The sequence below is a fragment of the Provencibacterium massiliense genome (assembly GCF_900169495.1).
GTDB classification, from domain to species: Bacteria; Bacillota; Clostridia; order Oscillospirales; family Ruminococcaceae; genus Harryflintia; species Harryflintia acetispora.
In genome coordinates this window covers 573,441-588,821 of sequence record NZ_FWCH01000012.1, presented here as the reverse complement: position 1 = coordinate 588,821, position 15,381 = coordinate 573,441, and the positions used below count along the sequence as shown (strand labels likewise).

The 15,381-nt window shown below is 57.8% G+C and carries 10 protein-coding genes; 4 read left to right on the top strand and 6 right to left on the bottom strand.

Features of this window, described 5'->3' with window-relative positions; all coding sequences use genetic code 11:
• The first annotated feature begins 46 nt into the window (after positions 1-46).
• Positions 47-1,471, top strand: coding sequence for a YfcC family protein (locus B5477_RS07930; protein WP_200806041.1), 1,425 nt, complete (start codon positions 47-49; stop codon positions 1,469-1,471).
• Positions 1,472-1,555: 84 nt separating this feature from the next.
• Here B5477_RS07930 and B5477_RS07925 read toward each other — a convergent pair whose 3' ends face one another.
• The 5 genes from B5477_RS07925 to B5477_RS07905 all read right to left on the bottom strand — a co-directional run bounded on the left by B5477_RS07925 (position 1,556) and on the right by B5477_RS07905 (position 9,486).
• Positions 1,556-3,442: an ABC transporter ATP-binding protein gene (locus B5477_RS07925; protein ID WP_117507608.1), complete on the bottom strand. Its 1,887-nt coding sequence runs from the start codon at positions 3,440-3,442 to the stop codon at positions 1,556-1,558.
• Between the two features lies 1 nt (position 3,443).
• Complete coding sequence (locus B5477_RS07920) at positions 3,444-5,168, bottom strand: ABC transporter ATP-binding protein (protein WP_079699172.1); 1,725 nt, start codon at positions 5,166-5,168, stop codon at positions 3,444-3,446.
• Positions 5,161-5,691, bottom strand: a complete 531-nt coding sequence (locus tag B5477_RS07915; RefSeq protein WP_159448973.1) for a MarR family winged helix-turn-helix transcriptional regulator — start codon at positions 5,689-5,691, stop codon at positions 5,161-5,163. Before B5477_RS07915 ends, B5477_RS07920 begins: the two co-directional genes overlap by 8 nt.
• A gap of 323 nt (positions 5,692-6,014) precedes the next feature.
• Positions 6,015-8,510 (bottom strand): pyruvate formate lyase family protein, encoded by a 2,496-nt coding sequence (locus B5477_RS07910; protein ID WP_079699170.1) that lies wholly within the window; start codon positions 8,508-8,510, stop codon positions 6,015-6,017.
• A gap of 52 nt (positions 8,511-8,562) precedes the next feature.
• Entirely contained in the window at positions 8,563-9,486 is a 924-nt protein-coding gene (locus tag B5477_RS07905; RefSeq protein WP_079700427.1) for a glycyl-radical enzyme activating protein, read from the bottom strand.
• 208 nt (positions 9,487-9,694) lie between these two features.
• Between B5477_RS07905 and B5477_RS07900 the strand changes: the two genes are divergently transcribed.
• Positions 9,695-11,005: a helix-turn-helix domain-containing protein gene (locus tag B5477_RS07900; RefSeq protein WP_159448972.1), complete on the top strand. Its 1,311-nt coding sequence runs from the start codon at positions 9,695-9,697 to the stop codon at positions 11,003-11,005.
• A 56-nt stretch (positions 11,006-11,061) separates the two neighbouring features.
• On the opposite strand, the gene B5477_RS07895 is transcribed toward B5477_RS07900, so the two are convergent.
• The gene (locus tag B5477_RS07895) at positions 11,062-12,453 is read right to left on the bottom strand and encodes an MFS transporter (protein ID WP_132085023.1); all 1,392 of its coding nucleotides are present in this window, start codon (positions 12,451-12,453) and stop codon (positions 11,062-11,064) included.
• 596 nt (positions 12,454-13,049) lie between these two features.
• Between B5477_RS07895 and B5477_RS07890 the strand changes: the two genes are divergently transcribed.
• Both B5477_RS07890 and B5477_RS07885 read left to right on the top strand, forming a co-directional pair.
• On the top strand, positions 13,050-14,036 hold the full coding sequence (locus B5477_RS07890) for an MBL fold metallo-hydrolase (RefSeq protein ID WP_079699167.1): 987 nt from the start codon (positions 13,050-13,052) through the stop codon (positions 14,034-14,036).
• A gap of 54 nt (positions 14,037-14,090) precedes the next feature.
• The gene (locus B5477_RS07885; protein WP_079699166.1) at positions 14,091-15,362 is read left to right on the top strand and encodes an MFS transporter; all 1,272 of its coding nucleotides are present in this window, start codon (positions 14,091-14,093) and stop codon (positions 15,360-15,362) included.
• Positions 15,363-15,381 lie beyond the last annotated feature (19 nt).

Below are 15,381 nucleotides of genomic sequence, written 5' to 3'. Positions count from 1 at the left end.
CCTGGCCGACGAGGCACCGGTTCTCGAGAAAGGAATGAGTATCATCATGAGTACAGCAGCTGCTGAATCCACCAAAGCCAAGAAGAAATTCAAGGTACCGCATATTTTTATCATCCTGACCGGCATCCTGCTCATCGTCTCGATCCTGACCTATATCCTCCCGGCGGGCGAGTTCGTCCGGGTCGAGGGGCCGGACGGCCGGGAGATCATCGACCCGACCTCCTACCACGTCGTCGAGAGCAACCCGACCTCCCTGCTCGACCTGTTCGTCGCCATCCCGCAGGGCTTCGTCGAGGCCGGCTGGGTGGTCGTGCTGACCTTCTGCGTCGGCGGCGGCTTCGTGGTCGTCAAGAAGACCATGGCCATCCACGGCGCGATCGACGTGCTCTCCAATAAGCTCTCCAAGCGCGGCATCATCATTATCCCGATCCTGATGGTCACCTTCGCGACCATCGACTGCTTCATCGGCATGTGCGAGCTGACCATGGTCTATGTACCGATCATCTTGCCTCTCATGCTGGCGCTGGGCTTCGACTCGATGACGGCCGCGGCCGTCGCGCTGTGCGGCTCGGCCGCCGGCTTCACCGCCGCGCTGGCCAACCCCTTCACCGTCGGGATCGGCCAGAAAATCGCGGGGCTGCCGCTCTATTCCGGTTGGCAGTTCCGGCTGGTCGTGCTGATCGTAATGGTCACCGTCGGCTGTGCCTACGTCATGCGCTACGCCGCCAAGGTCAAGAAGAACCCGCAGTCCAGCTCGATGTACGAGCAGGACCTTGAGGCGCGTAAGGACCTGGATACCGACAACCGCGAGCATGTGATCCTCAATACACGCCAGAAGCTCGCCGGTGTCTCCGCCGTGCTGCTCTTCGCGCTGATGATTGTCGGCGTCTTCAAATGGGGCTGGGATATGCCGCAGATCGGCGGGATATTCATCGCCATCGGCGTGGTCGCCGGCCTCATCTCGGGCATGAAGGGCGACGAAATCTGCGAAGCCTTCTACGAGGGGTGTAAGGACGTGCTGCTCGGCGCACTGATCGTGGGCGTCGCGCGCGGCGTGGGCGTCGTCATGACCGACGCCAAGCTGATCGACACCGTCATCAACGGCCTGGCGCACCTGGTGCAGGGGCTGCCCCCGATGATCACCTCGGTCGGTATGCTGATTGTACAGACCCTGATGAACTTCCTCATCCCCTCCGGCAGCGGCCAGACCGTCGTCACCATGCCGATCATGGCCCCGCTCGCCGACCTGGTGGGCGTCACCCGGCAGACCGCCATCCTGGCGCTGCAGTTCGGCGACGGCTTCTCGAACATCCTCTACCCCGTTTCCGGCTACTTCATGGCGACCCTGGCCCTGGCCAAGGTTCCGTGGGAAAAGTGGGTCAAGTTCATCCTCCCGCTCTTTGCCATCTGGAGTGCCCTGGCCGCCGTCGCCCTCATCGTGGCGCAGGCGATCCAGTGGGGTCCCTTCTGATTTCCCACTTTCTATCCATACTCTCATCCCAAAAAGCCGGGAGGGCGAAGCGGTCGCTTCGCCCTCCCGGCTTTTATAACCGGATCAGGACAGCTCAAACTGCCCGGTATAGAGCTGGTAATACTTCCCCTTCTGGGCGATCAATTCGTCGTGGTTGCCCCGCTCGATGATCCGCCCGTTCTCCAGCACCATGATGGCGTCGGAGTTGCGCACGGTGGAGAGCCGGTGGGCGATCACGAAGACGGTGCGCCCGTGCATGAGGCGGTCCATTCCCCGCTCGATGAGCGCCTCGGTGCGCGTGTCGATCGAGCTGGTGGCCTCATCCAGAATGAGCACCGGGGGATTGGCCACCGCCGCGCGGGCGATGGCGAGCAGCTGGCGCTGGCCTTGGCTGAGGTTCGAGCCGTCGGCCACCAGCATGGTGTCGTATCCCTGCGGCAGGTGCCGGATGAAGGAGTGGGCGTTGGCCAGCTTCGCTGCGGCGACGATCTCCTCGTCGGTCGCGTCCAGCTTGCCGTAGCGGATGTTCTCCTTGACGGTGCCGGTGAAGAGATGGGTGTCCTGCAGCACCATCGCCAGCGAGCGGCGCAGATCGTCCTTCTTGATCTTTTCGATGTTGATCCCGTCGTAGCGGATCTTGCCGTCCTGCAGCTCGTAGAAGCGGTTGATCAGGTTGGTGATGGTGGTCTTCCCCGCCCCGGTCGAGCCGACAAAGGCGATCTTCTGGCCGGGCTTCGCGTAGAGGGAGACGTCGTGCAGCACCGTCTTTTCTCCGTCGTAGCTGAAGGTCACGTCCTCGAACTGCACGTCCCCGCAGAGCCTCGTGTAGGTCACCGTCTCATCCGCCTTGTGCGGGTGCTTCCAGGCCCACATGCCGGTGTAGTGCTCGCTCTCTTGCAGCGTGCCGTCCGGCCCCTCGGTGACGTTGCACAGCGTCACGTAGCCGTCGTCCTCCTCGCGCGGCTCGTCGATGATCTCGAAGATCCGTTCGGCACCCGCCAACGCCGCCAGGATGGAGTTGAACTGCTGGGAAATCTGGGTGATAGGCTGGGCAAAGGAGCGAGTGTACTGCAGGAAGGATGCGATCGAGCCGATGTCCATCCTGCCGACGATCACCAGCAGCGCGCCCGCCGCCGCGGTGAGGGCATAGTTGACGTAAGAAAGGTTGTTCATCACCGGCATGATGATGTTGGCGTAGGTGTTCGCGTTGGTCGCTGCCTTGCGTAAATCCTCATTGAGGACGGCGAATTCCTCCTTGACCTTGTCCTCGTGGCAGAAGACCTTGACAACCTTCTGCCCCTCGATCATCTCCTCGATATAGCCGTTGGCCGCGCCGACCGCCTTTTGCTGCGCCTTGAAGTACCGCGCACTCTTGCCGCCGATCCTCCGCACCACCAGCAGCATGATCATCAGCATCACCACGATCAACGCGGTGAGAATCGGCGAAATGATCAGCATCATGATGAAGGTGCCGACCACGGTGATCGAAGAAGAAAGCAGCTGGGTCACGCCCTGGCTGATCGCATCGCGGAAGGTATCCACGTCGCTGGTATAGCGGCTCATCAGCTCGCCGTGGGTGTGGGTGTCGAAATAGCGGATCGGCAGGTCCTCCATGCTGCCAAAGAGGTCGTTGCGCACCCGGTTGAGGGTATGGTTGGAGAGCTTCACCATCAGCTTGCTGTAGGTGTACGCCGCCACCGCGCCGCACATGTAAACGACCGCCATGACCGACACCATCTTGATGAAGGGCGCAAAATCGGCCGCGGCGGGGCTTTTCCCGATGAGCGGAACAACGCCGACGTTGAGCAGGGGCTTGAGCAGGTAGGTGCCGGTCACGTTGGCCGCGGCGCTGATACACACGAAGACCGCCACCAGGATCAGCCGCCATTTTTCATGCAGCATATAGCCAAAGATCCTGCCGAGGGTGCGGCCCGCATTCTTCGGTTTTTGGTAATTCATCTTTCTGGGCATGTCAGGCCACCCCCTTCTGCTGGGATTCATAGACGTCGCGGTAGATTTCATTGCTTGCCAGCAGCTCCTCGTGGGTGCCGATGGCGTCGATCTTCCCGTCGTCCATGACGATGATCTTGTCGGCGTCGCAGACCGAGGTGATCCGCTGGGCAATGATGATGGTCGTGGTCCCGCGCAGCCCATCGCGCAGCGCGGTGCGGATCTTGGAATCGGTGGCGGTATCCACCGCACTGGTGCTGTCGTCGAGGATGACGATCTTCGGCTTCTTGATCAGCGCGCGCGCAATGCACAGCCTCTGCTTCTGCCCGCCCGAGACGTTCACGCCGCCCTGCCCAAGGTCGGTGTCGTAGCCGCCCGGGAAGGAGCGGACAAAGTCATCGGCCTGCGCCGCCTTACACATTTCACTGATTTCCTCGTCGCTGGCGTTTTCGTCGCCCCAGCGCAGATTGTCCTTGATGGTACCCGAGAAGAGGACGTTCTTCTGGAGGACCATGCCGACCGCCCCCCGCAGCTCCTCGAGCTTATAGTCCCGTACGTCGTGCCCTCCGACGAGGACCCGGCCCTCGGACACATCGTAAAGGCGCGGGATGAGCTGGACCAGGGTCGTCTTGGCCGACCCGGTGCCGCCGATGATCCCCACCGTTTCGCCCGAGGAAATCGAAAGGTTGATGTTCTCCAGCGTGTTGGCGTCTGAATCCTTGTTGTACTTGAACGAGACGTTCTCAAAGACCACCGAGCCGTCCCGCGCCTGCACGCCCTGTGAGTGCGAATCGGTGATGTCGATCTCCTCATCGAGCACCTCGACGATACGGCCGACCGAGGCGCGGGAAAGCACCAGGTTGACGAAGGCCATCGAAATCATCATCAGGGACATCAAAATCTGGGTCACATAGCTGATGAAGCTGATGAGCTCCCCGGTCTGCATGCTCCCGCCGATAATCATGTTGCCGCCGAACCAAAGGATGGCGATGATGCAGCTGTACATGGTCAGCTGCATGACCGGCACGTTGGTCACGATGATCTTTTCCGCCTTGATGGAGGCGTCCATCAGCTCCTGGTTCGCGTCCCGGAACTTTTCCTTTTCATACTTCGAGCGCACGAACGCCTTGACCACCCGGATGGCGATCAGGTTCTCCTGCACCGAACCGTTCATGCTGTCGTATTTTTTGAGCATGGCGGTGAAGCGCGGAAAAGACATCGAGATCAGGATTCCAACGGCGACCGCCAGAATCGGGATGGCGACCAGGAAGACGGTGACCAGCCGGGAATTGATGGTATAGGCCATCAAGGTGGCGCTCACCAGCATGACCGGCGCGCGTACCAGGGTGCGGATGATCATCATGAAGGCATTCTGGGTGTTGTTGATATCGGTGGTCAGGCGGGTGACCAGCGAGGGGGTGCTGAATTTATCAATGTTCGAGAAGGAAAACTCCTGGATCTTCCCAAACAGCCCCTTGCGTATCTCGCTGCCCATCCCCATGCTGGCCACCGAGGCGCAGCGGGAGGCCAGCGCCCCGCAGACCAAGGACAGCAGCGCCATGGCGACCATCTTGCCGCCGGTCAGCAGGACGTAGGACATGTCCTTGGCGGGAATCCCCACATCCACGATCTTGGCCATCAGGAAGGGAACCTGGATTTCCAGGATCACCTCCCCGATCACCGCCAGCGGACAGAGGATCGAAAAAATCCAATATTTCTTTAAAAACGGCGTCAGTTTTTTAATCACTAAGGCTTTCCTCCCTTGTTCTGTGATGATGTGCCTGCTCCTGCTTGGATTGCTCCAGCAGGGAGAAGAAGCTACGGCCCTGGTATTCCCCGACCGCCAGGTTGCCGATGGCCCGATCAAAATAGGCGCAAAAATCGGCGCAATCCTCCTCGCTAAAGCCCTTAAACATCCGCGCGTCCACGGCGTCGAAGGCCTCCCGTACCCGGCGGGCCTGCTGCCTCCCCTTCTCGGTGATCGAGATGCGGTTGCAGCGCAGATCCTCCTCGTCCGCGATCTTCTGCAGCAGCCCGTGCCGCTGTAAGCGCTTGACCGAGGTCGCCACCGCCGGCGCGGTCACCTGCAGCAGGTCGGCGAGCTCCTTCTGGGTGCAGCCGTCGTGCTCGTCCACCAGCTCCAGGATCGGAAGCTGGCCGAAATAGAGGCCGTTCCCGATCGCAGCCTGGTTGATATACAGCCGGTGCAGGACGTGCAGGCGGTTCATCCTATGCACCAATTTGTTAAAATTGGGGTTCGTGCGTTCCACTTGCTCACTCCTTAATAATAATGTTCTTTTATGATTGGCTATTCCGGACAAGATAAACCGATTAATAATTAATCGGTTAACTTTATAGGCAATCATATCACTTCCCCTCCGGCAATACAAGAGGGCAATTGTTAACTTTTTGCAACTTGAATTTTTTTGCCGCCGGACAGAAAACACCGCTCAGCCACTTCTGCTCCTTGATCGGTGCGGTAGCTTTCAAAAGCGGCGGCCGCGGGAGATATGTCCCGCGGCCGCCGCCACATTTTAAGATTTTATTTATAGCTGGAAGGCCCGGCTCCTGTGGCGGTTCATTGGACCCTGCGTCACCAGATGTTCTGCTCGCTCCTGTGGATGATGTCCATCTGGCCCACCGGGTCAATTTCGACAAAGTAGGAAACGTAGCTGGCCACGCGCACCAGCAGGTCCTGATATTTTTGAGGTTCCGCCATCGCGGCCCGCAGGGTCTTGCCGTCGATGATATTGAACTGCACATGGTAGTCGCCCAGCGCCTCAAAGGTGCGCAGGTAGTCCACGAACCGGTCAACATCCTCCTCCGTCGCCAGAAGCTGCGGGGTCAGGCGCTGGTTGAGCAGGGTGCCCATCTCAAACCGTTCGGAAGGCAGCTTGCTCATGGATTTTAAGACGGCGGTGGTCCCGTTGATATCCCGTCCCTGCGTGGGAGACATGGCGTCGGCCATGGGAGTCCCCTTCCTAAAGCCGTCGGGCAGCGCGCCCACCGCCATACCGGCGGTGACAGCCGAATTGCCCAGGCAGGAGGCGCCGCGGAAATATCCGCCGTACTGCGGGAAATTGTCGCGGTTCTTGTTGCAGCGGTCGATCGCGTCATACCAGGCGTTCTGCACAAGGGCCACCCAGCCGTCCGCGTAATCGTCGTCGTTGCCGTACTTGGGCACTTCGTTGATCACCATCTGGTGCAGCCGGTCATATCCGGCCCAATCGTGATCAATGGCGTCCATCAATTCGTCCCAGGTGACCCGTTTTTCGCGGAACACCAGCGTGTCGATCACCCCCAACGAGTCCCCGGTGTTGGCCGATCCGGCCAGCATCAGGCCAAACGAGGTGTTCCAGCAGCCGCCCTGGATCAGGTCCGTCCCCTTCTGAAGGGGGCCCTCCAGCAGGCAGGAAGTGAACGGAGCCTCGGTCCATTTGGACTGCACTGTCATTTCCACCGTGATGGCCCGGCAGAGGATATCCATGAAATAGTCCTGCTGCGCACGGTAGGCCTTTATCAGCTCCTCCATGCAGGTGAAGGTCCGGGGGTCGCCGGTTTCGGGGCCGATCTGCTCCCCGCAGATGGAGCATTTGCCGTTATGTAAGGCCAGGTCCAGAATCTTCCCGATGTTGAAAATCCCGGCGGCCGAATGCTGCTGGGTGATGTGCGGCATGCTGATCTCGACACAGCCGATCACGGCATAGTCCCGCAGGTCCTCGATCGACATGTCCGGGTAGGCGTGGTGCATCATCTGAATGGCCTTCCGGTCGCCATAGAATTTGGGCTTGCCGCGGCCGAGCCGCACAACCTCCGCAGCCTTGCGCAGATACTTGGTGGGGGTCCCCTCCCAAACGCGCATGGCGATCTCGGGCTGGATCAGGCCGACCTGCTCCTCCGCCTCCAGGCAGAGCATGGTCACCTCGTTGCAGGCGTCCCGGCCGTCCTTGGTCTGGCCGCCGATCAAGAGGTTCTGGGTGATCGGGAACGCCACCTGGACCGAAGCGGAGTTGTAGTCGTAAATCTGCGTCCACTCGGCGGTCTTGACAAAGAAGCACTGCAGCATTTCCAGCGCTTGTTCGCGGGTGATCTCCTTCTTTTCCTCCACCGAATATTTATAAAAGGGATACAGGTACTGGTCGAAGCGCCCGAAGGAATCCGCATAGTTCATCTGCTCGCCCAGGATCAGGATCTGGGTCATCCACACCGACTGCAGCGCCTCCTGCCAGGTTTCGGCGGGATGCATCGGAACCTTTTTGGTGATGCGGGAAATTTCCAGCAGCTCCTGTTTGCGCACGGGGTCCGCGGTCTCCCCCGCCATCTTTGCCGCCAGCTTGGAGTAGCGGTTGCAGAGGATTTCCGCGCCTTCCAGGCTGATCAGGCAGGCTTTATAAAAGTCCGCCTTGCGCGCCTTGTAAAAGTGGTTATACCCGGCGTCGTTGTTCTTTTGGTAGAACTCCACCTCCCTGCGGATTCCCGAGAGCCCAATCTCCAGGACCTTCTGATAGTTCGCAAGGGAGTGGCCGGCATCCGCGCGGGTCAGCAGGTCGGCAAAATTGGGCAGGTGGGAGCATTTCGCGGTGCCGCCAAACGCCTTGTCGCGCACATCGCCGTCGGCGGCGGCATAGATGTCGTCCTCCATGCATTTGTTCTTAAAATATGGGACGATCTTCTCGCGGATAATTTTTCGTTCCTCTTGCGAAATATGATGCCGGTCGTTCGAGCGGATCTCGTAATCATAAACCGGATGGTCCAGCTCGGCATCCAGCTGGTTGCCCAGCAGGAACCCAAAAATGAGGGAAGCGCGGATCTTGCTGTTCACGTTGCCCACGATGAGCTCGCCCTCGTGGATTTGCAGGGTGCGGGTCTCCTGAAAGCGCTTAAAGATCATGGCCCGCTCGATGATATGCGGCACCTTGCCGTGCACCTCGTCCATGACTTCGATTTCCGTGAGGGCGTGCTCCAGACAGACCTCCGGCGTGCGGACCGCGCGCGCGACCGCGGCCTTGACGCGGTCGGAGCAGGTGCGTTCAAAATATTCCTGCCAGCTTCCTACCTCGGCGGTGTTTTCGACAAACTTGGTGTTCATACAGATTCTCCTTTATCACTTTTTCTACGGATTTATACAGGGCTGTCTTTCGTCAGGAGCTGATCCTGCAGCGGAACCCCTGTGCTTCAACCAGCTTTTTCTTCTCCTCCAGGCGCGCCTTTTCCATCGGCTCCACTTCATCCATCGCATAGTCGCGCTGGATGTATTCATAGCGTTTCTTGCCCATGTGGTGGAAATTGATGAGATCGATTTCCTCGATGCAGCGCATACCTCTTAGGAATGCACAGGTCTGCAGGAGGTTTTCATCGCTGTCGGTCATGCCCGGGACCTGTATGCACCGGACGTATACGCGGGTCCCGTACTGTGCAAAAAGCCCCTCCACCCTTTGCAGGTTTTCAAGGATCAGCCGGTTGTCCGCGCCGGTGAGCGCCTTATGCTTTTCGCGATCCATCACCTTCAGATCCCAGAGGAAAAAGTCCACAAAGGGCAGCACCCCCGCAATGGATTCCCACGGCACGAAGCCGGTGGTGTCCACGCCGATCGAGATGCCGGCCTCCTTCACCCCGCGGTACAGTTCGATCATGTCGCCGTCCACGAACATCAGCGGCTCTCCGCCCGAGAAGGTGACGCCGCCGCCGGAATTTTGGAAAAACAGCTCGTCTTTGCGAATTTCTTTGAGCAGCTCCTCCACGCTCCACGCCCTTCCAATGCGCGTGAACGCATGGGCGTAGCACTCCCTGACGCACGCGAAGCACCCTGTACATTTTGCACGGTCGATCAGCAGACCCTTTTCACCCGCAGCCGCCGGACGGATGGCGTGCGCAGGGCAGGCCTGCAGACAGGCCCCGTCCCCGATACAGCGCTGCACCTTATAGCCCAATTCCGCTTCCCGGCTTTGGGATTCGGGCGTCGAGCACCAGACGCAGCGCAGTGGGCAGCCTTTAAAATGGACCAGCGTGCGGATGCCGGGACCGTTGTGGTTGGTCATCCTTGAAATCTCAAATACGTTCAGCATGACGGTTCCCCTACCTTTCTGGCCGGCACGTTCTGCGGCACGGAATCAAAAATTTTCAGGCAATAAAAATGGCCATGACCGTAGGACGGCCATAAAAATCTTATCATATTGCTCAAAGAGCCGTTATTTGCAATTGATCTTACTCCCGTATTCTGTTACGCTAAGTAAAACAGGCGTACGCGAATTTCAAAACGAAAGGATGGGCGCGATGGATTCCCAGCTGAAACAGAAAATCGACTACGTCGCCTCGGTCTATCAGGAAATAACGCATCTGGAATGCCATTATCAAAGCCTGGAAATCTCCGGAAGCGAAATTGCGCAACCGGACCTGTGCTGCAGGGTCTGCCAGCTGTTTCGCTCCACGAAGCAGGGCAGCTCCAGCTGCCAGACGCAGATTTCCTCGGCAGTGATGGCGGCAATCGCCGATGACTGCTGGAAGGTGGTGGTCTGCCGCACAGGGCTTCTGGACTGGATCGTCCCGGTCTTTTACGGCGGGAACCCGATCGGTTATTTTATATCCGGCTCCATATGCAACAGCGATGAGAGCAAAAAGGAACTCGAAGCGCAGGTGAACCTGTTTTCCACCTTTTATTCGGTCTCGCCAGAGGACTTTGAAGCGGCCTGCGAACTGGTCCAGGTCGTCCAGAAGGATCAGGTCCGCTTTTTTGCCCGCCTGCTTTTTGACCTTTGCCGGATTCACATCCCGGCCGGCAAAGAGCGCCCCTCCGACCTGAAATGGGACCCGAGCAAGACGGTGTTTTTCGAGGAGGAGGAGCTTTTGGAGGAGTTCCCAAGGGACCATCCCCTCTCGCAGCGCGTGTACAGCAATTCCTTTACCAGTCGTGCGATGGAGATTTTCTGGAAAAGCATTGAGGTCAAGGCGAACAGCATCTTCGCAAACATCATGTCCAAACGGATTCTGGAGGCGCACATCCTGTACGACGAGGTGATGAGCATGGCGTACTGTGAGCCGAACCTTGTACTGATGCGCACCAGCGCCGAGACACTGTACCATATCATCACGCTGACCCGTTACAACAAGGACAATTATGACATCCGCTTCTACCGGCTGACCTATGAGACCATGCAGAAGCTGTTTGAAGCGGACAGCGCCGATGGGATCAAGCAGGCGATGGACGACGCCTTCGACAGCATGTCGTATTACTGCGTGGTGGACCCGCAGGCGATCAGCCAAAGTCCGGTGGCCATCTCCGTTGTGGAATTTTTGGAAAAAAACTATCAGCACAATATCAAGGTGGAGGATATTGCGAAAAGCATCCACATGTCCCCCGCCTATGTCAGCCGGATCTTTAAAAAGGAAACCAATTTCACCATCAAATGGTGGCTCAACAGCATCCGGATGAAGCACGCCCAGGAGCTTCTCCTCGAGACCAACATCCCGATCAAGGACATCGGGCCCGCGGTCGGGTACAGCGACATGCGGGGATTCTACAAGATGTTTGCCAAGCATTTCGGCGTCACCTGCTCTGAGATGCGCAAAAATGCACTGATGGAATAAACGTATGAGCCGGACAGAGGCGGCTGCGTGAGCAGCCCCTTCTGTCCTTTTTTGCGTTATTGTTTTTTCCGGTCCAGCGCCTGAAGGATTTCGCAATATTTTTCCTTGTTCAGATTGTAGGGAAGCGCCACCAGCAGGAAAAGAATCCCGCCGAGGACCAGCACGCCGCCATGCCACCAATAGAAGCCCATGCGGATCGATTCGGTGATTTCCATCCCCTTCACATAGCCGATCTGCCGCAGGGACATTGCGGCCAGCCACGAGGCCAAACCGATGCCGCATTTCTGGGCGAATGTGACCGCTGCAAAAATAAACGCGGGCGCGCAGACGCCGGTTTTCCAAAGGCCGTATTCCACACTGTCCGGGATCGTGCCCCAGACGGTGGAGAAGGAGCAGGACATCAGGAACCCGAACAGGGCGCTGCCGGCGATGTTGGCGGCAATGTTCACGCCGCCGATCAGGAAGATGGCGCCGTCCACCACAAACAAGGCGGCGGTGATAAGCAGCATCGAGCGTTTTTCCATGCGTTTGAACATCCAGTTCACGATCCAGAAGGAGACGATGGCGACCGCGGTCTGGACGGTGTTCAGCATGGTCACTACATTGTGCCCGGCCCCGACATAGACCTGTACATAGAACATCTGGTAGGCAAAGCGGAAGTTGATGACGATCGCCGCCAAAAACAGCGCGAACACCATGCAAAGCGCCGGGCGGTTCGCCGCAAGCATCTTCAGGGAACCGGCGAGCTCAAATTTCTTTCGCTCCTCCCGCCCGGTTTCGACGCCGCGTTCGCGGACGGTCTTCCAGCAGATCAGGATAAAGACGGCGGCCACAACCGCCAGCACTGCGATGGATTTGGTATAGCCGCCGGCCATATCGGCGCCGTTTTTGCCGAAGAGGTTCACCATGGGCAGGATGCTTATGGAAACCAGCAGGTTCCCGATGTTTTCACCGAAATTCCGGTAGGAGCCCAAAATGCCCCGCTCCTCCGTATTGGTCGTAATGGAGTTTGTGATGGCCCCATATGGGACCTGGACGACCGTCTGCGCCATGGTGTAGAGCACGTAGAACGCGGTGCACCAGATCGTTTTTTCAAATTCCGTTGTGACGAAGGAGGGCAAGGTAAAGCACAGGATGAAAAACAAAACAAGGAACGGCAGTCCGAGCAAAATCCAGGGGCGGTACACGCCTCTGGATTTTTTTGCGAAGAGGCGCAGGTCCACGACCGCCCCCATGATGGGGTCGTTTATCGCGTCCCAGAACCGGGTGAGCAGAAAAATGTTCGCGGCGGTCGTGGCGCTAAGGCCAAACACATCCGTGTACACATAGAGAAGGTAGCCGCCGATGGACATGAAACAGATGCAGGTGCCGACGCCGCCGCTCGCATAGGAAAGTTTTTCAAAGACGCTGATGGTCATCCGGTTGTCCCTGTTTCGAAGTTTATTCACGATTCACTCAGCTCCTTTCATAGGTCGCTTTTGCACGGTTCATCGGCCGTGTGGGATCCCTTGCGAAAGCGAACGGTCCAAGAAAATCTCTGTGTCTAATCAATACACCGCGGCCGCTTTTTTCACAATGCCTTTTTCCGTTGAAACATGTCCTTTTTTGACCAGATTCCTAAAAATAGATGTAACAGTCGGTTCAATTTTGTTAAAAAAGTTCACATTTGTGTGCTGATTGACATTTTCTTTATACCTGCGGCGTGCTATTCTATGAGCGAAAAGCAAGGAATTTTCAAGCGATATTTCTCACAAAATTCGATCGATTTCTTTATAAACAGCTAATATTTTTCACATATACCGCGTTTTTTATTGATCATTTACAAGGATCGAAATGAGCCTTCTTTATCGGCAGATCTCTTTTTCGTGCCGGCGGTAATCTTCATATCGGCCAACTATGTCATTTTCATACATGAACAATTTTGTCATATTTTTCTCTAAAGTGATCAATTTGGACATGTGGCAAAGTGCGTTTTTCAGGTACACATCGTCTCATTGCCGCTGGCAATCAAGATAGATAAATAGGCTGAAAGGAGCAAATAACCATGAGAGTTTTAAACCGGATTATTCCCCTGGTCAGCAACTTCATCTCCCTGGAAGGCGGGAACATGCACACCTGTGCTTATTGCCTGACGGCGGATAAGCCCTACCTCTTCGACGCCGGCAATCCGGGAGATGCGACGAACCAGTACGCGCCGGAACTGCAATTTCACGGCATTGCGCTGCAGGATCTGGGCGGCGTGTTTGTCACCCACGCCCACGGCGACCACGCCGGAGGCGCCATCGAGCTGCATGAAATGGGCATCCCGCTGATGCTGCCGGAGGCCGAGGTCCCATACCTGGAGGACATGCCCGCCGCCTTCGACCATTTCTTCGCACCAAGTTTTCGCGCCCTGGGGCAGGCGGATTTGATCCCCGAAATCCGTATGCGGGAAAAGCTCGGTTACATCACCGGGCCTTGCAGGGTGGACCGGCCGGTGAAGGACGATGAGGTCTTTGCGCTGGCCCGGGACGTCCATATCCGCGTCGTCCCCATCCCGGGCCACACGGACCACAGCGTCGGTTATTACTGGGAGGAGGCCGGCGCAATGTTTACCGGCGACGCGGTCCAGGGCTATGGCCAGTGCGTCGGAGCGCTGCCCATCATCCAGAACCCGCCCGCCTTTGCACGCACCTTAAAAAAACTTTTGGGGATGGATCTCCAGGTGATGCTCACCGGGCATATGTTCCAAAACCGCGGCACCCATGCCGTCACGGCCAACAACGTCAAATTCCAGAAGGAGATCGACCATTTCCTAAAGGAGAATCTGGAGCTGCATGAAATCATGCTGAACGGCGTGGCCGATGCGGTAGCCGCCAAGGGAGACGTACCGTTCACCGAGCTGATCGTCCCCGCCATGGACAACATCGCGAAAGAAATCCCGATTCTTGCGGACTACACGGCGCCAATCCCGCGCCCCTACAATTTCCCGCAGCTGTGGCTGGATACGCTGGTCGCCTACTACCGCACGGTGAAGGGCGAGTTAAAATAACAGTTTTCATCCTGCGGCTTCATCAGTCAGAAAAATCTTGAGGAGGAACAAAGCGTGAGCAAGGACAGACTCTGGACAAAAGAGTACCTATTCGTCATTTTGATGTATCTGGGCAATGTGTTCAGCCTTTACTATTACGGCGGCATGATTACAAGCATTGCCAACGGGCTGGGCGGCAGCGTGGTTTTGGCTGGGCTCACCTCCAGCGTATATTCCATTTCGCCGATTTTCTTCAGAAACCTGGTCGGCACCTTCTGCGACAAATACGGCCGCTGGAAAACCAACCTGATCGGCATCCTCATCAATGCGGCATGCTGCGTAGCATACTGCTTCTGCTTCAACATCCTGGCGCTGTTTATCACGCGCGCGGTCATGGGAATCGGCTTTTGCTTCACCTCCATCGCCAACTACGCCTCGGCGTCCGACGTGGTTTCCGCCAACCGGAAGGCGGAAGGGCTGGGCTGGTTCCAGAATGCAGCCTCGCTTTCCGAGTATATCGGTCCCACCCTCGCGCTGATCTGCGTGACCTGGACTCCCGGCAGCTTCGTAGGCCTGCATATGGGCGCGCTGCTCTCCTGCGTGTGGGCGTTTGTGTTCAGCCTGTTTGTGCGGTATGAAAAGGACCCGAAGTATATCGCCCGCATGGAGGCGGCAAAAGCACAAGCCACACAAGCCGCGGCAAACGCGCAGAATACGGATACGCCCTGGGGCTCCACCGGCAAGGTCGTCTTCGGCATGGAGACCACCGCATGGGCCGTGGCTCTGATCGTGCTCATCATCACCGCCGCGCATTCCTGCACCAACACCTTTGCCCTGCTGGCCATGCAGAAGCGCGGCATCGAGAGTTACACTTCGCAGTTCTTCCTGACGGTGGCAATCGGCCTGATCCTTGGGCGCGCCGTTTTCTCCCGTCTCGCCGATAAATATGGCGTGCTCAAGGTCGCGGTGCCGATCTATGCGCTGAGCGCGGCCGCCCTCGTGGGGATCGGCACGGCCCAAAGCGGCCTTGCCGTCGTGCTCCTGGGCCTGCCCTATGGCACGATGTTCGGCACCATGGCCTCCACCTCCCAGGCGCTGATGGTCAACGCGGTTGCTCCCTCCCGCCGCGCTTATGCTTCCGCCATGTACCTGCTCGCGATGGACCTGGCTTTCGGCTTCTCGTCCATCGTCTGGGGGACGGTCATCGAAGCGGTCGGCTATGCAGGGGTGTTTGCCGTCGCCGCCATCTGCCCGATCATTGCAATTTTCGTGGTCATTATCTTCTGGAAACGGGTCGGCAAGGCGATCTTCCTGCACAATAAGGCCGTAGCGGAAAGTGTGGGCTGACGCAAGTTTTACCGCTGCA

Bases quoted from the DNA above. Each gene is read 5' to 3' on its own strand.
- B5477_RS07930 (WP_200806041.1), top strand. From the start codon at position 47: ATGAGTACAGCAGCTGCTGAATCCACCAAAGCCAAGAAGAAATTCAAG.
- B5477_RS07925 (WP_117507608.1), bottom strand. From the start codon at position 3,442: ATGCCCAGAAAGATGAATTACCAAAAACCGAAGAATGCGGGCCGCACC.
- B5477_RS07910 (WP_079699170.1), bottom strand. From the start codon at position 8,510: ATGAACACCAAGTTTGTCGAAAACACCGCCGAGGTAGGAAGCTGGCAG.
- B5477_RS07905 (WP_079700427.1), bottom strand. From the start codon at position 9,486: ATGCTGAACGTATTTGAGATTTCAAGGATGACCAACCACAACGGTCCC.
- B5477_RS07900 (WP_159448972.1), top strand. From the start codon at position 9,695: ATGGATTCCCAGCTGAAACAGAAAATCGACTACGTCGCCTCGGTCTAT.
- B5477_RS07890 (WP_079699167.1), top strand. From the start codon at position 13,050: ATGAGAGTTTTAAACCGGATTATTCCCCTGGTCAGCAACTTCATCTCC.